Origin of the sequence: Pseudomonas sp. RIT-PI-q, from assembly GCF_001297125.1 — a bacterium.
Taxonomy (GTDB): domain Bacteria; phylum Pseudomonadota; class Gammaproteobacteria; order Pseudomonadales; family Pseudomonadaceae; genus Aquipseudomonas.
Genome location: NZ_LHPC01000057.1, coordinates 42,135 through 63,501, shown reverse-complemented (window position 1 = coordinate 63,501; position 21,367 = coordinate 42,135). Strand labels below are relative to the sequence as shown.

The window sequence follows — 21,367 nt, the reverse complement described above, 5'->3', positions numbered from 1 at the left end:
GGGTACTATCAGAACTGATAGGTTCGGCGGGTATTGGTCAAAAACCACCCTGTGGTGGGCGCTTGTTGTAGCAGCTGCCGAGCCGGCGAGGCTGCGTTCGAGGACGAAGTCCTCGGCAGGATTTCACGACCGCTGTGCCGCCGAACGCATCCTCGCCGGCTCGGCAGCTGCGGGGGTTTAGTGTTCCCGGCCGGAGTCGCCGGCGCTGGCTCGGTCGATTTATTACCCCACGGAGCTGGAGCAGGAAATTCCGGGGGGCTGTATCTGGCGGGTCGCTCAGGTATTGGCCTACGTCTATCAGATTCGGCAATACCGCGCCGGTAAAGGCAAACGACCGGATCCGCTTAAGGATGATTTGCCGATTCCGGCGGATTTGCGCCGGGATTCTTGAGTCTTGAGTCTTGAGTCTTGAGTCTTGCGTTGGCTGATTTAATTCCTTCGCCGGCAAGCCGGCTCCTACAAGGATTCGCATCGATTACCATTTTTCGGCGCGGTCGGATTTTGTAGGAGCTGGCTTGCCAGCGAAGAACGATAACGCGGTCTACCTGATCGACCTCTAAAGATTGCCTGCTCGAAGCCCTGTGATGTGTTCTATCTCGTTACGAAGCAGGCGGTCCCGGTGCTCGCGTTGCAGAGAGTCTCTTATAAGCTCTAACTTGTCACTCGGAGCGACCTGATCTACGAATGCCATAGGGCGATTACGACGAAGAAGCTCAGTTGTACCCAGTTCGTAAAAGCATGGGTCTAGATCGAGCCAGGTGTTTTCTGCAGTCTCCATCATGCGAAGACGGAAGCTTGGCTGCGGATAATCTTCTGCGCGGGACACAATACGGGCTCTCACCGGATTCAGTTCAATGTATCGGCTACACGACAGTAGGTAGGTTTCCATTGACTGGATTTGTACTGGCTCTCCCACGAGGTCCTCGAACGTCTTCGAACTTATTGCGGTAACGAGTCATGCGAGCGGCAAAGGCTTTTATCAGTTGTCCAAGGCTGGATGCAGCCTATTGGAAGTTTTGCTCGCGAATACGCTTATATTCGGCTTTCAATTCAGAAATATTTTGGTTTGTGATTGAGTTAGTTCTCATTCTATACAGGTGCGCTGTTGTTGGGTGTGAGTGTTTAATGTGCGGGTATGTAAGTTTTTCGGAGATATTATATGACGTAATATTGATCATGTCTTGAAATAGGGGGGCGTAGCTTGCTTGTTCAGTAATTGCAGCCCTTTCTATAAGTCCGGTGGGGGCAAGGCCTTCGAATGTGGTTTCTATATCTTTTGGTTCGTCAAATATTCTACTGGCAGGTCGTATTTTTTTATAAGCTCGTAATTGAAGGTCGCTGACTGGGCGGGAGTCTGAGTTGGCGGCTGTAATTGCCGTCTTATAGTCTCTATCGAATACTTGATTTTGTGTATTGTTTGTAAGGTTGGTTATTTCACTCTTTAGATTGTTCAATTGGGAGTATGCACGTTGGCCTTGTTGAGCTGTTACCCCTGTCTTTGATACAAGTGCAGAACTGTAGGCTATAGGTTGTGTAGGGGGGAATAGCAGGGCATAGAGTTTTTCCAGGACGTGGCCTGTAGGGTCGGTCAGATTGATAGGATCTCCAACACAATACACATACGAATTCAGCCCACCCTTCGCGAAGGGGCTCAAGCTGTCCGGACTATTAAACCGCATCAGCACCGGATTAAACGCCCGATACCCATTCCCCAATAAATAATGCCCAGTCACCGAGTCCGGTCGTTCGCCATTGAATCCCAGCAAACTGGTCAAGCCACTTTCGGCGCGGCGGTGACCGTAAGGGCTGTAGGCGATGGGTTGTCCTTGCTGGTTGGCCTTGAGCGTCTGCAGCACCGAGCGTTGCAGGTCGGTGGCCAGCAAGGTGGTTTCGATTAAATCACCCTGGCGCCGTCCTTGCGCCAGCAACAGATCGCCGTGCTGGATAATCGAATGCTGTATTGCACCCTGAATCTCCGTAGCCAAGCGGCTTTTGCAGTAGAAGCGCTGATGCACGGGCGTATCGGGTTGGGTTTGGTTGATCAGTCGATCCAGTGGATCGTATCGATAGTGGCAGCGCAGCGTTGATTGTATGGAAACCATTTACGCGCTCCGGACGAGCAAGGGCAGGGTCTTGAGTATCTGCGCGGGTAACGAGGTTGGGTACTATCAGAACTGATAGGTTCGCCGCCATGATTCTTGAGTAGGGGCTTTTGTAGCAGCTGACGAGCCTGCGAGGCTGCGTTCGAGGACGAAGTCCTCGCCAGGATTTCACGACTGCTGCGCAGCCGGACGCAGCCGGACGCAGCCTCGCATGCTCGACAGCTGCTACAGGTGTTTAGTGTTCGCTCCAGACGGCACGAATCATCCCGTAACCCTCTCGATTTCAACCTCCGGCAAAAGTGGTTTTTCGCGTAAATCAATCATCCCCTTGTTTCGATGCGTTGTTGCGCCGGGATTCAAGAGTGAGTTGTGCCTGCGTGGCACCACGTTTACCTCAACGCCTGACCTTCGGCAGCATCCCGGCCAGGATGTTGTCCTTGTCGATCAATTGGTGCTTCAGCGCAATCAACAAATGCCCGCCAACCAACGCGCCACAGAACCACGACGTCCAGGTATGAATGTACTTGGCCAGGTCGTAGAGGTCGGGATCAGGATCAACCAGTGGCGGCAGGAAGAACAGGCCCGCCACGAGAATGGGTTTGTCGGCGACCGAACTCCAATACCAGCCGGAAACGGGCAGGGCAATCAGGGCAATGGCGTAGAGCAGAACATGACCAACCATGGCTCCGCGCTTCATCGCCACCGTCATGCTGTCCGGCAGGGCTGGCGGTCGGTTCTTCAGTCGCCAGGCAACGCGTACAACAACCATCAAGAGCAGGGTGCTGGCCAGTGCCTTGTGCAGAAAGGTCAGTTCGTGATGCGGGTTCAGCTCATCACGCCAGTGGGTGGCCAGGATGCCCAGTGTCCAGCTAGTCATCCAGACGAGCGCCATGCCCCAATGCAGCCACTTGGCGGTGCTAGTGTATTCAGTGGTTTTTGTTTTCGGCATTTTGCTTTTGCTACCTGTTTTCGAAGCCTTATCGATTTTTCATCGTGTAGAGGTTTTATTAACCAGGTATTAGGGGGGGCATCGGGGCGCCGTGGTCCTCCAGATTTTTCTTTGGCAGTACCGGCCCCTTCGCGGGCAAGCCTCGCTCCTACAGGTTTTGCATCGTTCACGCATATGACATAAATCCTGTAGGAGCGAGGCTTGCCCGCGAAGGGGCCGGTCCAGACAACGCAAATCCCCCCGATACATCCCTCTGTTTCAACCCCCGGCAAAAGTTGGAAGGCTTCTTGCAGTAGCCGCTTTGCGCCTGCTTCAGGCGTCAAAAGTTTGCTTTAAAGGAACGGGGGAAACCGGTGGATCGCTCTCAGTTACTCAACAGTGCTCGCACAAACGTTGCCGATTTAAGTCGGGGCAATCTGGGCGTGCCGTTGTTGCTGCTGGTCATGCTGGCGATGATGATGTTGCCCATCCCGCCGTTCCTGCTCGACGTGTTTTTCACGTTCAACATCGCGCTGTCGATTGTCGTCCTTCTGGTCTGCGTCTACGCCTTGCGGCCGCTGGATTTTGCGGTGTTCCCGACCATTCTGCTGGTGGCGACGCTGCTGCGACTGGCTTTGAACGTGGCCTCGACGCGGGTGGTGATGCTCCACGGTCAGGACGGGCACGCGTCCGCCGGTAAGGTGATCCAGGCCTTCGGTGAGGTGGTGATCGGCGGTAACTACGTGGTCGGTATCGTGGTTTTCGCGATTTTGATGATCATCAACTTCGTCGTGGTCACCAAGGGTGCCGGGCGGATTTCCGAGGTGAGCGCGCGTTTCACCCTCGATGCGATGCCCGGCAAACAGATGGCCATCGACGCCGACTTGAACGCCGGCCTGATCGATCAGAACCAGGCCAAACTGCGCCGGATGGAAGTGGCCCAGGAAGCCGAGTTCTACGGTTCCATGGACGGTGCCAGCAAGTTCGTTCGTGGCGACGCCATCGCCGGCCTGCTGATTCTGTTCATCAACCTGATCGGCGGCATGGCGGTCGGTATCTTCCAGCACGGCATGACCTTCGGCGATGCCGGCAAGGTCTACGCGCTGCTGACCATCGGTGACGGTTTGGTGGCGCAATTGCCATCACTGTTGTTATCGACAGCGGCCGCGATCATGGTGACCCGTGCTTCCGGTTCCGAAGACATGGGCAAGCAAATCAATCGCCAGATGTTCGCCTCGCCCAAGGCGTTGGCGGTGGCAGCGGGTTTGATGGCGGTGATGGGCCTGGTGCCGGGCATGCCGCACTTCTCTTTCCTGAGCATGGCGGCCCTGGCGGCGGGCGGTGCTTACCTGTTCTGGAAGAAGCAGAACACCGTCAAGGTTCAGGCCCTGCAAGAAATCAAGCGTCAGCAGGAAATGCTCCCGTCCCCGGCCCGCGCCCAGGAAACCAAGGAGCTGGGCTGGGATGACGTGACCCCGATCGACATGATTGGCCTGGAAGTCGGTTATCGCCTGATTCCACTGGTGGACCGCAACCAGGGCGGTCAGTTGCTGGCGCGGATCAAGGGCGTGCGCAAGAAGCTCTCCCAGGACCTGGGCTTCCTGATGCCGACGGTGCATATCCGTGACAACCTCGACCTCGCGCCGAGCGCCTACCGCCTGACCCTCATGGGCGTGATCCTGGCCGAAGCCGAGATTTACCCGGACCGCGAACTGGCGATCAACCCGGGACAGGTCTACGGTACGTTGAACGGCATTACCGCCAAAGATCCGGCTTTTGGCCTGGAGGCGGTCTGGATCGAAATCAGCCAGCGTGCCCAGGCGCAATCGCTCGGTTACACCGTGGTCGATGCCAGTACGGTAGTGGCCACCCACTTGAACCAGATTTTGTACAAACACTCCAGTGAGCTGATCGGCCACGAGGAAGTGCAGCAACTCATGCAATTGCTGGCCAAAAGCTCGCCAAAACTGGCGGAAGAGCTGGTGCCGGGCGTGCTGTCGCTGTCGCAACTGCTCAAGGTATTGCAGGCGTTGCTGGCCGAACAAGTACCGGTACGGGACATTCGCAGCATTGCCGAGGCGATCGCCAACAACGCCAACAAGAGTCAAGATACTGCCGCATTGGTGGCCGCGGTGCGCGTCGGCGTATCTCGCGCTATCGTCCAAAGCATTGTAGGCACTGACTCCGAGCTCCCTGTGATCACGCTGGAACCAAGGTTGGAACAGATATTGCTCAATAGTCTTCAGAAGGCAGGACAAGGCTCGGAAGAGGGCGTTCTGCTGGAGCCAAGCATGGCTGAGAAGTTGCAGCGCTCGTTGATCGATGCGGCGCAGCGTCAGGAAATGCAAGGTCAACCGGTGATTCTGCTGGTAGCCGGTCCGGTTCGCGCAATGTTGTCGCGATTCGGCCGACTGGCAGTCCCGGGTTTGCACGTGTTGGCGTATCAGGAAATTCCTGACAACAAGCAAGTGACCATCGTTGCGACAGTAGGGCCCAACGGCTGAGGTAGTGGTTTATGCAAGTTAAGCGTTTTTTCGCCGCCGATATGCGTCAGGCCATGAAACTGGTTCGTGATGAGCTGGGCGCCGATGCCGCCATCATTGGCAACCGCCGGATCGCCGGTGGTGTCGAGCTGACGGCTGCCCTGGATTACAAGCTGTCGGCGCTGGCCCCGCGTGTGCCGAACATGGCGCTCGAAGACGAGTTGCGCAAGACCCAGTCGCGGATCGTCACCGCCCAGGCCGAACTGAGCCTGCGCAGCGAAGGCGAGAGCGACAAGGCGACTAATCGCCAGTTGTTCGCCGGCCTGCCGCTGACCGCCGCCGAACCGCTGATCGAGCCGACCTACGCCGAACCGCGTCGCCCTGCGCCGGCTCCTGCGCCTGCGTCGAATGGCGTCGATCCGCGTGCATTCGACTCAATGCGTTTCGAACTCAACAGCCTGCGTGAATTGATGGAAGTGCAGCTGGGCTCGCTGGCCTGGAATCAGCTGCAAGGCAGCCGTCCGGCCCAGGCCAACCTCTGGCGGCGCCTGCAACGCATTGGCCTTTCCGGCCCGTTGTCGCGGGACCTGCTGTCACTGATCAGCGATATTGAAGACCCTCGTCGGGCCGGGCGCAGGTGGCGGGCGCCCCGGGGGCGGATGACCCCCGCCCCGGAAGTCGCGCCGCGGGAAGAGGGCGGTGTGATCGCCATGGTCGGCCCCGCCGGCATGGGCAAGACCACCACGCTGGCCAAGCTCGCGGCCCGTTACGTGCTCAAGTACGGCGCGCAGAACATCGCGCTGGTGAGCATGGACAGCTATCGCATTGGCGCCCAGGAACAACTCAAGACCCTGGGGCGCATCCTCAACGTCTCGGTGACCCACGTCGACCCGGGCCAGTCCCTGGTGCAGGCGCTGGAACCCTTGCTGCGCAAACGCGTGGTGCTGATCGATACCGCGGGCCTCCAGGCCAGCGATCCGGCACTGCGCATGCAGCTCGAAAGCCTGGCCGGTCGTGGCATCAAATCGAAAAATTATCTGGTGTTGGCAACCACCAGCCAGAAACAGGTTCTAACCGCCGCTTATCACAGTTACAAACGCTGCGGGCTTGCTGGCTGCATCCTGACTAAACTGGATGAAACGGCAAGTCTGGGCGAGGTGTTGAGCCTGGCCATCAGTCATGAATTGCCGGTGGCCTACCTGACCGATGGCCCGCGGATTCCGGATGATTTGCATCTGCCGCGTCGTCATCAGTTGGTCAGTCGCGCCGTAAGCGTGCAAATGCAAGAAGAACCCAGCGAAGAAGCCATGGCTGACATGTTCGCTGATATTTACCACAGCCCGACCAAGCAGGTTGGCTGAGGTATTAATGAACAGTTTTTGTACCTACATCGATGGTCTGCCATGCATTGTTCCGTTTGTGAACGCGCAGCCAGTAATGTGGCCTCCGTCTAAGTAAGACAAGGTAAAGAAAATTCATGGGCAGCATGCATCCCGTACAGGTGATCGCGGTGACCGGCGGCAAAGGTGGCGTCGGGAAGACTAACGTGTCAGTGAACTTGTCCCTGGCTCTAGCTGAGCTCGGCCGGCGCGTGATGCTGCTGGACGCCGATCTGGGGCTGGCGAACGTCGACGTTCTGTTGGGACTGACACCCAAACGTACCCTGGCCGACGTGATCGAAGGCCGCTGTGAGCTGCGCGACGTATTGTTGCAGGGCCCAGGCGGTATCCGCATCGTCCCGGCCGCGTCCGGCACCCAGAGCATGGTTCATTTGAGCCCGGCTCAACACGCCGGCCTGATCCAGGCGTTCAGCGATATCGGCGACAACCTCGACGTGTTGGTAATCGACACCGCCGCGGGCATTGGTGACTCGGTCGTCAGTTTCGTTCGCGCAGCGCAAGAAGTCTTGCTGGTGGTGTGTGACGAACCGACGTCGATCACCGACGCCTACGCACTGATCAAACTGTTGAACCGCGATTACGGCATGAACCGCTTCCGCGTCCTGGCCAACATGGCCCAGAGCCCGCAGGAAGGTCGCAACCTGTTCGCCAAGTTGACCAAGGTCACGGATCGCTTCCTCGACGTCGCCTTACAATATGTCGGTGCGGTGCCGTACGACGAAAGCGTGCGCAAGGCCGTGCAGAAGCAGCGCGCCGTGTATGAAGCGTTCCCGCGATCCAAGTGCTCGCTGGCCTTCAAGGCAATTGCGCAGAAGGTCGATACCTGGCCGTTGCCTGCCAACCCGCGTGGGCACCTGGAGTTTTTCGTCGAGCGCCTCGTGCAACAAACGGCAGGACCCGTGCTATGACAGCCAGCGGTTACAACCTCTACAAGAAATCGGCACGTGACGCGCAGTACGAGCTGATCGAGCGTTACGCGCCACTGGTTAAACGCATTGCCTACCACTTGCTGGCGCGTCTGCCGGCCAGTGTCCAGGTCGAAGACCTGATCCAGGCCGGGATGATCGGCCTGCTTGAAGTGTCGACCAAATACGACGCCAGCAAAGGCGCAAGTTTCGAAACGTACGCGGGCATACGAATCCGCGGCGCGATGCTCGATGAAGTGCGCAAGGGGGACTGGGCGCCACGCTCGGTCCACCGCAATACCCGGATGGTCAGCGACGCCATTCGCTCGATTGAAGCTAAAACCGGTCGTGACGCTAAAGATCACGAGGTTGCGGCCGAACTCCAATTGAGTCTCGACGATTATTACGGGATTTTGAACGACACCCTGGGCAGCCGTTTATTCAGTTTCGACGATCTGTTGCAAGACGGCGAACACGAAGGGCTGCACGAGGATGGCGCGAGTGCACATACGGAGCCGTCACGCGATCTGGAAGATGAACGCTTCCAGGCGGCGCTGGCGGACGCGATTGCCAATTTGCCGGAGCGTGAGCGACTGGTGTTGGCGCTGTACTACGACGAAGAGTTGAACCTCAAGGAAATCGGCGAAGTCCTGGGAGTCAGCGAATCTCGGGTCAGCCAGTTACACAGCCAGTGCGCGGCCCGTTTGCGGGGGCGTTTGGGGGAGTGGCGAGCGCGCTGAAGGCAGTGTGGGGACACTGCGAACTTGGCTGGTGTGGTGTTGAAACTGCGCCGGTCTCGATCTGTTGTGCTCCAGACAGTCATTGAGTGCTTTGCCGGATTGATTGAAATGACGCGTCCAGGTGCTGGGCGCGTTTAAGACTGCTTGGAGGTCGAATTGGACAAGAACATGAAAATCCTCATCGTTGATGACTTCTCAACGATGCGGCGGATCATAAAAAACCTGTTGCGTGACCTTGGGTTCACCAACACGGTCGAGGCTGACGATGGCACAACCGCCATTCCGGTTCTCAACAGCGGAAGCATCGACTTTCTGGTAACGGACTGGAACATGCCGGGCATGACCGGTATCGACCTGCTTCGCCACGTGCGCGCCGATGAAAAGCTGAAGCACTTGCCCGTGCTGATGGTGACCGCTGAAGCCAAGCGCGAGCAGATCATCGAAGCGGCCCAGGCCGGTGTAAACGGCTATGTGGTCAAACCCTTCACTGCCCAGGCGTTGAAAGAAAAAATCGAGAAGATTTTCGAACGCATCGGTTGAGCAACTGCGCCACGGGGAAGCTATGGAGCATATCGAATCTTCACAGGGTGACTTCGAGTCGACCCTGAAAAAACACGCCGTCGAACTGGTCGAAAGCCTTGAAAAAGGCAAGTTCGGCGACGCTGTGCAACTGATCCATGAGCTCAACCAGACCCGTGACCGCGGCCTGTACCAGGAAGTGGGCAAGCTGACTCGCGAGCTGCACAGTGCGATCGTCAATTTCCAGATTGACCCGAACATGCCGCAAGCCGAGGAAGTGTCACAGATCACCGACGCCACCGAGCGCCTGGGGTATGTGGTCAAGCTGACCGAGGCCGCGGCCAACCGCACCATGGACCTGGTGGAAAACGCCACGCCGCTGGTCAACAGCCTGAGCAACGAAGCCCAGGCCTTGAGCACCGATTGGGGGCGGTTCATGCGTCGCGAAGTCGGGGCTGAAGAGTTCCGCGAGCTGGCCCGTCGAGTGGATGGTTTCCTGACACGCAGCAGCGAAGACAATCGCGTGGTGTCGAGCAACCTCAACGACATCCTGCTCGCCCAGGATTACCAGGACCTCACCGGTCAGGTGATCAAGCGCGTGACGCAGTTGGTCACCGAAGTTGAAAGCAACCTGCTCAAGCTCGTGCTTATGGCCAGTCAGGTGGACCGCTTTGCGGGCATCGAACATGACCGTGAAGCGATGCTGGCAGAAAAAGATCCGCAAAAACATCTCTCTCAGGGTGAAGGTCCGCAGATTCATGCCGATAAAAGAGAAGACGTTGTGTCCGGTCAGGACGATGTAGACGATTTGCTTTCCAGCCTTGGATTCTAGGAGCACCCATACACATGAGCTTCGGCGCCGATGAAGAGATCCTTCAGGATTTCCTGGTTGAGGCCGGCGAGATTCTAGAGCAACTGTCCGAACAGCTGGTCGAGCTTGAAAGCCGACCGGATGATGCGGATCTGCTCAATGCAATTTTTCGCGGTTTTCACACTGTAAAAGGGGGCGCCGGCTTCCTCCAGCTCCATGAGCTGGTGGAGTGCTGTCACATCGCCGAGAACGTGTTCGACATCCTGCGCAAGGGTGAGCGACGCGTCGACTCGGAACTGATGGACGTGGTTCTCGAAGCGCTGGATGCGGTGAACAGCATGTTTGCCGAAGTCCGCGAGCGCAGCCCGGTCACGGCTGCCACGCCTGAGTTGCTTGCAGCCCTGGCCCGTCTGGCCGAGCCGCAAACGGCTGATGAAGCCGCTCCGGTTGCTCAAACGGTCGAAGAACCGACTGCTGAAAGCGAATCGGGCGACATCACCGATAACGAATTTGAACAACTGCTGGACTCGCTGAATGCCGTCAAGGCACAAGCCGAAGCGGCGCCAGTGGTTGCGCCGCAGCCTGCCGGCAATGCCGCTGCCAGCGACGAAATTACCGATGCCGAGTTCGAGTCGTTGCTCGATCAACTGCACGGCAAAGGCCAGTTCGCCGTCGATGCGGTGGCTCCGGCGCCAGCAGCGCCTGCTGCCCCGAAAGCGCCAGGTGACAGCTCCGACATCACCGACGACGAGTTCGAAGCACTGCTCGATCAGCTGCACGGCAAGGGCAACTTTGCGGTCGACGCGCTGGAATCGGCGATTGCTTCTGTACCGACACCGGCAGCACCGACCGCTGCAGCGGTGGGCGGCGATCTGATCTCCGATCACGAGTTCGAATCGCTGCTCGACGAACTGCACGGCAAAGGCAAGTTCACTGAAGCCGGCACCGGTTCGGCGGCCTCTTCTGTCGCGGCGCCAGTGGCGAAAGCTGCGGCACCGAAACCGGTAGCCAAAGCGCCCGAGCCAAAAGCCGAAGCGCCGAAACCGGCTGTCGCTGCCGCTGCCGCCGCTGCACCGGCTCCGGCCCGTGCCCCGGCTGCTCCGCCAGCGGAAAAACCGGCCAGCGAAGCCGAGACCACCGTGCGGGTCGATACCGCGCGTCTCGACGAAATCATGAACATGGTCGGCGAACTGGTGCTGGTGCGAAACCGCCTGGTGCGCCTGGGTGCCAACAGCGCCGATGAAGCCATGTCCAAAGCCGTGTCGAACCTCGACGTGGTCACGGCCGACCTGCAAACCGCGGTCATGAAGACCCGGATGCAACCGATCAAGAAAGTCTTCGGGCGCTTCCCGCGCCTGGTTCGCGACCTGGCTCGCCAGCTCAAGAAAGAGATCATCCTGGAACTGGTCGGCGAAGAAACCGACCTCGACAAGAACCTTGTCGAAGCCCTGGCCGACCCGCTGGTCCACTTGGTGCGCAACGCGGTCGACCACGGCATCGAATCGCCGGAAGAGCGCGAAGCCTCGGGCAAGTCCCGCGGTGGCAAGGTGATCCTCGCCGCCGAACAGGAAGGCGACCACATTCTGCTGTCGATCTCCGATGACGGCAAAGGCATGGATCCGAACGTCCTGCGTTCCATCGCGGTAAAACGCGGTGTGATGGACAAGGATGCCGCCGATCGCCTGAGCGACACCGAATGCTACAACCTGATTTTCGCGCCAGGCTTCTCGACCAAAACCGAGATCTCCGACGTGTCGGGTCGTGGCGTGGGCATGGACGTGGTGAAAACCAAGATTTCCCAGCTCAACGGCTCGATCAACATCTACTCGACCAAGGGCCAGGGCTCGAAGATCGTCATCAAGGTGCCGTTGACCCTGGCGATCATGCCGACGCTGATGGTCATGCTTGGCAACCAGGCGTTTGCGTTCCCGCTGGTGAACGTCAACGAGATCTTCCACCTCGACCTGTCGCGCACCAACGTGGTGGACGGCCAGGAAGTGGTGATCGTGCGGGACAAGGCGCTGCCCTTGTTCTACCTCAAACGCTGGCTGGTCAGCTCCGCCGCTCACGAAGAGCAGCGCGAGGGCCATGTGGTGATCCTTTCGGTGGGCACTCAGCGGATCGGCTTCGTCGTCGACCAGCTGGTGGGCCAGGAAGAAGTGGTCATCAAGCCATTGGGCAAAATGCTCCAGGGAACCCCGGGCATGTCCGGCGCCACCATCACCGGTGACGGCCGTATTGCGCTGATTCTCGATGTTCCGAGCATGCTCAAGCGTTACGCCGCACGGCGTATTTGATTCTGGTGGGGCGGGGCGACTGAGCCTCGCTCCGTCTAACGGAGTGTTTATGGCAGTCAAAGTCCTGGTGGTGGACGATTCGGGGTTTTTCCGCCGCCGCGTCTCGGAAATTCTTTCAGCGGATCCGAATATCCAGGTCGTCGGCACGGCGACCAACGGAAAAGAGGCGATCGATCAGGCCCTGGCCCTCAAGCCAGACGTGATCACCATGGACTACGAGATGCCGATGATGGATGGCATCACGGCCGTGCGGCACATCATGCAGCGCTGCCCGACGCCGGTGTTGATGTTCTCCTCGCTGACGCATGAAGGCGCCCGGGTCACCCTGGATGCGCTGGACGCTGGTGCGGTGGATTTCCTGCCGAAGAATTTCGAAGACATCTCCCGCAACCCGGAGAAGGTCAAGCAACTGCTGTGCGAGAAGATTCTGAGCATTTCGCGCAGCAACCGTCGTGTCAGCACCTACGCTGCCCCGGCCCCCGTCGCCGCCCCCGTCCCGACGCCAGCGCCTTCGAGCGCCAGCAGTTACGGCAGCAGCGCGCCTGCACGTCCGGCACCTGCACCGCTGCCGACACGTGGGCACGCGGCCAGCCCGTCGTCGCCAACGCCAAAACGCAAGGCCTACAAACTGGTCGCCATCGGCACGTCTACGGGCGGTCCGGTTGCCCTGCAGCGGGTCCTGACCCAATTGCCAGCCAACTTCCCGGCACCGATCGTGTTGATCCAGCACATGCCGGCCGCCTTCACCAAGGCCTTCGCCGAGCGTCTGGACAAGCTCTGCCGCATCAGCGTCAAGGAAGCCGAGGATGGCGACATCCTGCGTCCGGGCCTGGCGCTGCTGGCACCGGGTGGCAAGCAAATGATGATCGACGGCCGTGGCGCGGTGAAAATCCTTCCCGGCGACGAGCGTCTGAATTACAAGCCGTGCGTGGACATCACCTTCGGTTCGGCGGCCAAGTCCTACGGTGACAAAGTTCTGGCGGTGGTGTTGACCGGCATGGGTGCCGACGGTCGCGAAGGCGCGCGTCTGCTCAAGCAGGGCGGCAGTTCGATCTGGGCCCAGGATGAAGCCAGCTGCGTGATCTACGGCATGCCGATGGCCATCGTCAAAGCCGAACTCGCCGACGCGGTGTACGGCCTGGACGACATCGGCAAGCATCTGGTCGAGGCTTGCATCTGATGGATGTTCTAAGCCTTATCGGGATCATCATGGCATTCGTCGCCATCATCGGCGGCAACTACCTTGAAGGCGGCCACCTCGGCGCCCTGGCCAACGGCCCGGCAGCGTTGATCGTGATCGGCGGGACCATCGGCGCAGCGCTGCTGCAATCGCCGATGAGCGCGTTCAAGCGCGCCATGCAGATTCTGGCCTGGATCCTGTTTCCACCGCGCATCGACCTGGCCAGCGGCGTCGACCGCGTCGTCAACTGGAGCCTGACCGCGCGCAAGGAAGGTCTGCTCGGGCTGGAAGGGGTGGCCGACGCCGAACCCGACAACTACTCGCGCAAAGGCCTGCAACTGTTGGTGGACGGCGCCGAGCCGGAAGCGATTCGGAGCATCCTGGAAGTGGATTTCTACACCCAGGAAAGCCGCGACATCGAGGCCGCCAAAGTCTTCGAAAGCATGGGCGGCTACGCGCCGACCATCGGCATCATCGGTGCGGTGATGGGGCTGATCCATGTCATGGGTAACCTCGGCGACCCATCACAACTGGGCAGCGGCATCGCCGTGGCCTTCGTCGCCACTATCTATGGCGTGGCCAGTGCCAACCTGGTGCTGTTGCCGATTGCCGCCAAACTCAAGTCCGTCGCGCTGCGTCAGTCGCGTTATCGCGAGATGTTGCTGGAAGGCATCCTGTCGATCGCCGAAGGTGAAAACCCTCGCTCTATCGAGTTGAAGCTTCAGGGCTTCATGGATTGATGGGGGTAATGGACTATGGCTCGTCGCCGGCAACCTGAAGAACACGTAAACCATGAGCGTTGGCTGGTTTCCTACGCCGACTTCATCACGTTGCTGTTCGCTTTCTTCGTGGTCATGTACTCGATCTCTTCGATCAATGAAAGCAAGTACAAAGTCATTTCGGAAGCGTTGATCGGTGTGTTCACCGATACCGATCGCGCCCTCAAGCCGATTCCGATCGGTGACGAGAGGCCGAAGACCGTGACCCCGGCCAAACCACTGGTCAAGGACAGCGAGCAGGTCGACGCCGGTGTCGCCGGTGCCAGCGATCCGCTGAAAAGCATCGCCGATGACATCAGCGCGGCGTTTGGTGACTTGATCAGCTCCAACCAGATGACCGTACGCGGCAACGAGCTGTGGGTCGAGATCGAACTCAATTCCAGCCTGTTGTTCGGCAGCGGCGACGCCATGCCCAGCGACATCGCGTTCAACATCATCGACAAGGTCGCGGCGATTCTGAAGCCGTTCGATAACCCGATTCACGTCGAAGGTTTCACCGACGATCAACCGATTCGCACCTCGCAATACCCGACCAACTGGGAACTGTCCTCGGCCCGTTCGGCGAGCATCGTGCGCATGCTGGCGATGCAGGGTGTGAACCCCGGGCGCCTGGCGTCGGTGGGTTATGGCGAGTTCCAGCCCGTGGCCAATAACGCCACGGCAGAAGGCCGGGCGCGCAATCGTCGGGTGGTGCTGGTGGTGTCGCGAAATCTCGATGTACGCCGCAGCCTCACCGGCACCGGGACCGCCAATGCGAAACCGGACGCCGCGTTGAAGCGTGCTGGCACACAAACTGCACCGACCCCGGTCAAGTCGCCGGTACGAGAGAGCGCCGTCAATTCTCCGTCACCCGCATTAATACGTTGAGCTATTTCCCGGTCGACCCGACCGGGTGGAACAATCCGAATGAGAGTCTGGGCCGTTGCCAATCAAAAGGGTGGTGTTGGTAAAACCACTTCCTCTATCGCTTTAGCCGGTTTACTGGCCGAGGCGGGCAAGCGCGTGGTTGTGGTCGATCTCGACCCACACGGCTCCATGACCAGTTACTTCGGTTACGACCCCGACACTCTGGAACACAGCAGCTACGACCTGTTCCTGCACAAGGGCAGCGTGCCGCAAGGCTTGCCCGGTCAGTTGTTGATGCCCACCAGTCACGAAAACATTTCCCTGTTGCCGTCGAGCACGGCGCTGGCGACCCTTGAGCGTCAGTCGCCGGGCCAGAGTGGCTTGGGCCTGGTGATCGCCAAGAGTCTGGCGCAGTTGTGGCAGGACTTCGATTACGCCGTGATCGACAGCCCGCCGTTGCTCGGCGTGTTGATGGTCAATGCCTTGGCGGCGAGCCAGCAGTTGGTGATCCCGGTGCAGACCGAACACTTGGCCGTCAAAGGCCTGGAACGCATGGTCAACACCCTGGCGATGATCAACCGCTCACGCAAACAGGCGCTGCCGTTCAGCATCGTGCCGACCTTGTTTGACCGCCGCACGCAAGCGTCCCTCGGGACCCTGCGAGTGTTGCGCGACAAGTACCCGGAAGAAATCTGGCAGGGCTACATCCCGGTCGACACGCGCTTGCGTGACGCCAGCCGTGCCGGCGTGACGCCTTCGCAATTCGACGGTAAAAGCCGTGGCGTTCTCGCTTACCGCGCGCTGCTCAAGCACCTGTTGGCGGCACAACTCGTCCCGCAGGTGGCCTGACATGAACCCAATCCCTGTAGGAGCGAGGCTTGCCCGCGAAGGCCGCACCTCGGTCCCGAAAGTTAAACCGCGTTATCGTTCTTCGCGGGCAAGCCTCGCTCCTACAAGGGCGGGGCGCGTATGAATCGGCCGGTGAAGGTTACTTCGCGTCCGCAGTTGGCGCTCCAGTCTTATCTGGACAGCTTGCTGATGGAGGCGACTGAAGAATTGCCGCTGGAAGTCGAAGCGGTTGTTCAAGTGGTCGAGGTTGTCGAAGCGGTCGAGGCTGAAGCCGCGCTGGATGAGTTCCAGGCGGCGGTGCTTGAAGAGCAGGCGCGCGATGCGCAGAAACCTGCCGCCGTCGCCGAGCCAGTCGTCGCGAAAGCACCGGTTGCAGTCATCGAAGCGCCAGCGCCTATTCTTGCGCCGGTATCAACCATCGCACCACTGCTGCAAGCACTGGTGCCGCCGGTCGTCGAAGTCCATCTGCCGCCCAGCAACACGCCGCCACCAGTGGACACCGATGGCCGTCCGTCCTGGGCTGCCGAACCATTCGAATGCCTGTTGTTCGATGTCGCCGGGTTGACCCTGGCCGTGCCGCTGGTGTGCCTGGGATCGATTTATTCGCTGGCTGGCCAAGAGCTGACTCCGCTGTTTGGCCAGCCGGAATGGTTCCTCGGGATCCTGCCGAGCCAGGCCGGCAACCTGAAAGTGCTGGATACCGCACGCTGGGTCATGCCCGACCGCTATCGCGACGATTTCCGTCAGGGCCTGCAATACGTCATTTCGGTTCAGGGCTATGAGTGGGGGCTGGCGGTGCATCAGGTCAGCCGCTCGTTGCGCCTGGACCCCAACGAAATCAAATGGAGAAGTCATCGAGGTCAGCGGCCATGGCTGGCGGGCACGGTGATTGAGCACATGTGTGCATTGCTCGACGTTTCGGCACTGGCCGAGTTGATCGCCAGCGGCGGGGCAAAGCACCTGAGCAGCGTCAAGCCGGCTCACAAACCTACATAACAAACACGCGACGGCATTCAATGCCGGCGCACAGAACACACACCGCCATGGCGGTTTTTCGAGGGGTCAGGGTATGAGTAATCACGCGACGAATGCAAAAGGTTCTGAAGATCCGATCCTGCAATGGGTAACCTTCAAGCTGGACAATGAAACCTACGGCATCAACGTGATGCGCGTTCAGGAAGTCCTGCGCTACACCGAAATCGCCCCGGTCCCGGGTGCCCCGAGCTACGTGCTGGGCATCATCAACCTGCGCGGTAACGTGGTCACCGTGATCGACACCCGTCAGCGCTTCGGCCTGATGAATGCCGAGATCAGCGACAACACCCGTATCGTCATCATCGAAGCCGACAAGCAAGTAGTCGGGATCATGGTCGACAGCGTGGCCGAAGTGGTTTACCTGCGTCAGTCGGAAATCGAAACGGCGCCGAACGTCGGTAACGAAGAGTCCGCCAAGTTCATTCAAGGCGTGTGCAACAAGAACAACGAATTGCTGATCCTGGTCGAACTGGACAAGATGATGAGCGAAGAAGAATGGTCGGACCTGGAGAACATCTGATTGATTCTTGAGGTGGCGGTTATTGTCCTGTTCCTTTTCTGGGCAGGCACGCTGGCGATGTTTGTGTCGTACATCCGCGCTCAGCGGGTGATCGCGGCGCAACAGGCCGAGGGCGATGCGCTGCGCGATCAGCGCATCAAGGACCTGGCCAAGCGCGTCGACAACTACCAGAGCGGCAACGTACGCATGGGTGAAGACCTGCACGAACTGCGCGCGGTGGTCGGGCCGTTGCCGGACAAACTGGCCCAGCTGGAACAGCGTGACCCATCGAGCCTGTCGTTTGCCCAGGCGGCGCGATTGGTAGGGATGGGCGCTAGCGTCGATGAACTGACTCAGTCCTGCGGGTTGACCCAGGCTGAGGCAGAGTTGATGAGCAAGTTGCACAAGAACTGAAGATCAAAAGATCGCAGCCTCGTTGCACTCGACAGCTCCTACATTGGGATGGCGTACACCCTGTAGGAGCTGTCGAGTGCAACGAGGCTGCGATCTTTTTGCATTCAACCCAACTCAATAATCATCCCCACGCTCGGTCACATCCTTCTCAACCATCGGCGCATCCGGATCCTGCCCGGCTGGAAACCTCCCCTTCAAATTCCAGGCAAACGCAATGATCTCGGCAATCGTGCGGTACAACTCCTCCGGAATACTCTCCCCCAATTCCATCCGCGCCAGCAGTTTCACCAGCTCGGCGTTTTCGTAGATTGGCACTTCATACTCGCGGGCAAGCTTCAGAATGGCTTCGGCCAGTTCTTCGTCACCTTTTGCCGTGAGGGTAGGGGCGTGGGTGCCGTCGTATTTGAGGGCGATGGCCTGGCGCGGGGGGTTAGGGGTTTTCATGCGGTTTCGTCGACCCAGCGTTGTTCGAGACGGGTTTGGGGGCCTTGTGGCGGTGTGCCGAGGTGGCAATCGAGGTCGCCGACGTTCAGGCCGGACGCCAACAGGCGTTGGCGCAGTGCGGCCAGGTTGTTTTCGATCAGGCTGGCGGTGTAGGGCCGTTCGGCCCAGAGCTGGCTGGAGAGGCTGCCCTTGATCAATTGCGCCTGAATCTGCAAGGGCCCCAGCGGCTCCATGTCGAACGCCAGCTCGACCCGCCACAACTGTTGTTTGGGTGGGCGTTCTTCAGTGCGTTCTTTTGGCGGTTCTTTCTCGGGGGCGTCTTCGCGCTGGAACTTGACCTGCAACGGCACGATGTCCTGCAGGTTGCGCATCGGGATTTCCAATTGCCAGGTGCTCATCAGCCGCCCGTCGCTGGTAACGCCAGTCTGCTCCAGGCTCGACAATTGATGGCTTTGCAGGCGTGAAACCGCGGCGGCGGCCAGGCGTAGCAGGTGCTCAAGATCGCCTTCGTCATCCGAGCTTTGCAACAGTCGCTCGGGCAGCGGGAAACCGGTCGGCGACGGTTTGGCGCTGACCTGTCCAAGCATGCCGAGCGCATTACGCACAAAACTTGGCATCGCCTGGGCCAGGGTATTGGCGGCAATGATTGCGTTGAAACTGCTGTTGGCCGGCAGCCCCGGCGTCAGTTGCGCGATCAGCTTGAGCAGGTCGCCCTTCATGTCTGGGGTCAGTGTCGGGTTCTGTCCGGCCAGCAGTTTGCTTTCCAGGAATACGCCGCTATTGGCCAGCGCCAGGGCCAGACCTTTGGGCGTGCTGAGTTGCTGAACATCGGGCAAGCCGGAGAGCAACTTGTCGACGGCAGCGCGCAGATCGCTGGAGGTCTGGCTCGAGGCTGGCAGGTTTTGCAGGAGTTTGAGCAGCCCGTCCAGCGAGCCTTGGCGGCTCTGTTGGCTGGGCAGTTGTTGGGTCACCGCCAATTGCTCTTGGCGGTTACTCAACGGCACGAATTTCAGCGTCTGGCTGTCCTGCACCTGGGCGCTCAACAAGGTGCCGATCCGCAGCGGCTGCGGACTGTCGATGCTCAAGGTACTGCCGCTCAATGCGGTATTGAGCAGGCTCACCATCGAACGAAACACCGTGGCCTGGCCCGGTACTTGCGGCAGCACCTGGGAAGTCAGTACTTTGCCTTGCAGCAGGGTGCCGACGGGCAGTTTCGCGGTGTCGAGGCGGGTGAGGGGGGCGACGCTGGAGGCGATGGCCTGTTGCACGGTGATGGCCAGGTTGCCCGCCGACGGCTGGGTGATCGCCAGGCTGGTGCCCTGAGGCAACGGTTGCGTACTGGTTGCCTGGACGGTGGTCTGGCGGCCGCTGTCGAGGGTGACTTTGAGCAACAGTTGAAAGGTCTGATCCGCCTGCTTCAGCGACAGCACTTCGGCCTTGGCGGTCTGGCCGGCGCTGATCAGGCCCTCCATTGGCGTCAATAGCTTGAGCAGTTCGCCGCTGACCGCTTGCGGACGAGAAGTCGCAGGCACGGTCGGCGGGAGCGGGAGGATGTTCATTTCGCCTGTCATACGCGGTCACAACCTGAGGAAATTGCCCTCTTTAGAGCAGGGCGTGGCATGTATAATGCCGCCCCGTTGTATCCGGGGCGCTGAAAACATTTCAAATACTTGATCCAGCTCCTTAGAACGGGCCGCCAATGCATTTATCCTGCATAGCTTTAACGGCCGCTCCACTGCCGACTTGAACCTTAAAGGCCCGTGATCTCTTGACCAGTCCTGTCCTGCAAACCGTTGCCCTCGCCTGTGAGCGAGACCTTCGGCTGCTCTTCGAAAATCTCGAATTGAGACTGGCCAGTGGCGAAATGGTGCAAATCAGTGGCCCCAACGGCAGCGGCAAAACCAGTTTGCTGCGCCTGTTGTCCGGCCTGATGCAGCCGACGGCCGGTCAAGTGCTGCTCAATGGCCAGCCGTTGAACGAGCAACGCAGCGAACTCGCGCGCAACCTGCTGTGGATCGGTCATGCCGCCGGGATCAAGGATTTGCTGACGCCCGAGGAAAACCTCAGTTGGCTCTGCGCCCTGCATCAACCGGCCTCCCATGAGGCGATCCGGCAAGCGCTGGCAGCTGTCGGGCTGCGCGGTTTCGAGGATGTTCCCTGCCACACCCTGTCCGCCGGCCAGCAACGCCGTGTGGCTTTGGCGCGGTTGTACCTGGACAGTCCGCCGCTGTGGATCCTCGACGAGCCGTTCACCGCCCTCGACAAACAAGGCGTGGCGCAACTCGAAGAACACCTGGCCGCGCACTGTGAGCGCGGCGGCATGGTGGTGTTGACCACGCACCACACGCTGAGCCGGATGCCGGCCAGCTACCGCGACATTGATCTGGGGAACTGGGCCGTATGAGTGTTTTCGGCCTGTTGGTCGCCCGCGAGGCTCGTTTGCTGTTCCGCCGACCTGCGGAGCTGGCCAATCCGCTGGTATTCTTCGCGATTGTGGTTTCGCTGTTCCCGCTGGCGGTCGGCCCCGAGTCTCAATTGTTGCAAACCTTGTCTCCGGGACTGGTCTGGGTAGCGGCCCTTTTATCGGTTTTGCTCTCGCTGGACGGGCTTTTCCGCAGTGATTTCGAAGATGGATCGCTTGAACAGTGGGTCCTTTCGCCGCACCCCCTGCCTCTTCTGGTTTTGGCCAAGGTGCTGGCACACTGGTCGTTCTCCGGCCTGGCACTGGTTTTGCTCGCTCCACTGTTGGCGTTGATGCTCGGTTTACCCACCGCCTGTCTGCCGGTGTTGCTGCTTTCTTTATTGCTGGGTACACCGGTGCTGAGCCTGCTCGGTGCGGTGGGCGCGGCCCTGACGGTGGGATTGAAGCGCGGCGGCCTGTTGCTGGCGTTGCTGATTCTGCCGCTGTACATCCCGGTGTTGATTCTCGGCAGTGGCGCCTTGCAGGCCGCCTTGCAGGGCATGCCGGCGACCGGTTATCTGTTGTGGCTTGGTAGCCTGACCGCCCTGGCGATAACCCTGACACCTTTTGCAATAGCCGCTGGCCTGAAGATCAGCGTCGGCGAATAATGAGGTCTGGTCAAAATTTGATCAGTAAAGACCCTTTGCTGACTCGTGATAACGAGCAGCAACCGTG

General features: G+C 59.6%; 20 protein-coding genes and 1 pseudogene. 17 read left to right on the top strand and 4 right to left on the bottom strand.

The window, feature by feature from the left end:
* Window positions 1-193: 193 nt before the first annotated feature.
* Window positions 194-391 (top strand): annotated as a pseudogene (locus tag AEQ67_RS34490) (EscU/YscU/HrcU family type III secretion system export apparatus switch protein); the annotation flags it as partial.
* Between the two features lie 613 nt (window positions 392-1,004).
* Here the strand turns inward: AEQ67_RS34490 and AEQ67_RS33445 are convergent.
* A complete protein-coding gene (locus AEQ67_RS33445) occupies window positions 1,005-2,102 on the bottom strand; it encodes an RHS repeat-associated core domain-containing protein (protein ID WP_063854485.1) in 1,098 nt (365 codons plus the stop codon).
* A 394-nt stretch (window positions 2,103-2,496) separates the two neighbouring features.
* Entirely contained in the window at window positions 2,497-3,051 is a 555-nt protein-coding gene (locus AEQ67_RS30985; RefSeq protein WP_059407554.1) for a cytochrome b, read from the bottom strand.
* A gap of 353 nt (window positions 3,052-3,404) precedes the next feature.
* Here AEQ67_RS30985 and flhA point away from each other — a divergent pair, with 353 nt between their 5' ends.
* The 14 genes from flhA to AEQ67_RS30915 all read left to right on the top strand — a co-directional run bounded on the left by flhA (window position 3,405) and on the right by AEQ67_RS30915 (window position 17,787).
* A complete protein-coding gene (flhA, locus tag AEQ67_RS30980; protein ID WP_059407553.1) occupies window positions 3,405-5,534 on the top strand; it encodes a flagellar biosynthesis protein FlhA in 2,130 nt (709 codons plus the stop codon).
* 11 nt (window positions 5,535-5,545) lie between these two features.
* On the top strand, window positions 5,546-6,874 hold the full coding sequence (gene flhF / locus AEQ67_RS30975; RefSeq protein WP_059407552.1) for a flagellar biosynthesis protein FlhF: 1,329 nt from the start codon (window positions 5,546-5,548) through the stop codon (window positions 6,872-6,874).
* 116 nt (window positions 6,875-6,990) lie between these two features.
* Window positions 6,991-7,821 carry a flagellar synthesis regulator FleN gene (fleN, locus tag AEQ67_RS30970; RefSeq protein ID WP_008001746.1) on the top strand — a complete coding sequence of 277 codons (831 nt, stop codon included), beginning with the start codon at window positions 6,991-6,993 and terminating at the stop codon, window positions 7,819-7,821.
* A complete protein-coding gene (gene fliA / locus AEQ67_RS30965) occupies window positions 7,818-8,558 on the top strand; it encodes an RNA polymerase sigma factor FliA (RefSeq protein WP_007975362.1) in 741 nt (246 codons plus the stop codon). The genes fleN and fliA overlap by 4 nt, the downstream gene beginning before the upstream one ends.
* Before the next feature lie 168 nt (window positions 8,559-8,726).
* Window positions 8,727-9,098 (top strand): chemotaxis response regulator CheY, encoded by a 372-nt coding sequence (locus AEQ67_RS30960; protein WP_003183998.1) that lies wholly within the window; start codon window positions 8,727-8,729, stop codon window positions 9,096-9,098.
* Between the two features lie 22 nt (window positions 9,099-9,120).
* Complete coding sequence (locus AEQ67_RS30955) at window positions 9,121-9,909, top strand: protein phosphatase CheZ (RefSeq protein WP_059407551.1); 789 nt, start codon at window positions 9,121-9,123, stop codon at window positions 9,907-9,909.
* 14 nt (window positions 9,910-9,923) lie between these two features.
* Window positions 9,924-12,185, top strand: a complete 2,262-nt coding sequence (locus tag AEQ67_RS30950) for a chemotaxis protein CheA (protein WP_059407550.1) — start codon at window positions 9,924-9,926, stop codon at window positions 12,183-12,185.
* 49 nt (window positions 12,186-12,234) lie between these two features.
* Entirely contained in the window at window positions 12,235-13,365 is a 1,131-nt protein-coding gene (locus tag AEQ67_RS30945; protein ID WP_059407549.1) for a protein-glutamate methylesterase/protein-glutamine glutaminase, read from the top strand.
* The gene (locus tag AEQ67_RS30940) at window positions 13,365-14,105 is read left to right on the top strand and encodes a flagellar motor protein (protein ID WP_059407548.1); all 741 of its coding nucleotides are present in this window, start codon (window positions 13,365-13,367) and stop codon (window positions 14,103-14,105) included. The genes AEQ67_RS30945 and AEQ67_RS30940 overlap by 1 nt, the downstream gene beginning before the upstream one ends.
* A 15-nt stretch (window positions 14,106-14,120) precedes the next feature.
* Window positions 14,121-15,011, top strand: coding sequence for a flagellar motor protein MotD (motD, locus tag AEQ67_RS30935; RefSeq protein WP_059407547.1), 891 nt, complete (start codon window positions 14,121-14,123; stop codon window positions 15,009-15,011).
* A 39-nt stretch (window positions 15,012-15,050) separates the two neighbouring features.
* Window positions 15,051-15,839, top strand: coding sequence for a ParA family protein (locus AEQ67_RS30930; RefSeq protein ID WP_059407546.1), 789 nt, complete (start codon window positions 15,051-15,053; stop codon window positions 15,837-15,839).
* Window positions 15,840-15,959: 120 nt separating this feature from the next.
* Window positions 15,960-16,835, top strand: a complete 876-nt coding sequence (locus AEQ67_RS30925; RefSeq protein ID WP_059407545.1) for a CheW domain-containing protein — start codon at window positions 15,960-15,962, stop codon at window positions 16,833-16,835.
* 73 nt (window positions 16,836-16,908) lie between these two features.
* Window positions 16,909-17,394 (top strand): chemotaxis protein CheW, encoded by a 486-nt coding sequence (locus AEQ67_RS30920; protein WP_059407544.1) that lies wholly within the window; start codon window positions 16,909-16,911, stop codon window positions 17,392-17,394.
* Window positions 17,395-17,787: a DUF2802 domain-containing protein gene (locus AEQ67_RS30915; protein WP_059407543.1), complete on the top strand. Its 393-nt coding sequence runs from the start codon at window positions 17,395-17,397 to the stop codon at window positions 17,785-17,787.
* Between the two features lie 114 nt (window positions 17,788-17,901).
* Here the strand turns inward: AEQ67_RS30915 and AEQ67_RS30910 are convergent, their stop codons facing one another.
* Together AEQ67_RS30910 and fliK are read right to left on the bottom strand one after the other, a co-directional pair.
* Complete coding sequence (locus tag AEQ67_RS30910; protein WP_059407542.1) at window positions 17,902-18,231, bottom strand: EscU/YscU/HrcU family type III secretion system export apparatus switch protein; 330 nt, start codon at window positions 18,229-18,231, stop codon at window positions 17,902-17,904.
* Window positions 18,228-19,802 (bottom strand): flagellar hook-length control protein FliK, encoded by a 1,575-nt coding sequence (gene fliK, locus AEQ67_RS30905; protein ID WP_059407541.1) that lies wholly within the window; start codon window positions 19,800-19,802, stop codon window positions 18,228-18,230. The genes AEQ67_RS30910 and fliK overlap by 4 nt, the downstream gene beginning before the upstream one ends.
* Window positions 19,803-19,999: 197 nt before the next feature.
* Between fliK and ccmA the strand changes: the two genes are divergently transcribed.
* The gene (gene ccmA, locus AEQ67_RS30900) at window positions 20,000-20,635 is read left to right on the top strand and encodes a cytochrome c biogenesis heme-transporting ATPase CcmA (protein WP_059407540.1); all 636 of its coding nucleotides are present in this window, start codon (window positions 20,000-20,002) and stop codon (window positions 20,633-20,635) included.
* Window positions 20,632-21,300: a heme exporter protein CcmB gene (gene ccmB / locus AEQ67_RS30895; RefSeq protein ID WP_059407539.1), complete on the top strand. Its 669-nt coding sequence runs from the start codon at window positions 20,632-20,634 to the stop codon at window positions 21,298-21,300. The genes ccmA and ccmB overlap by 4 nt, the downstream gene beginning before the upstream one ends.
* Window positions 21,301-21,367 lie beyond the last annotated feature (67 nt).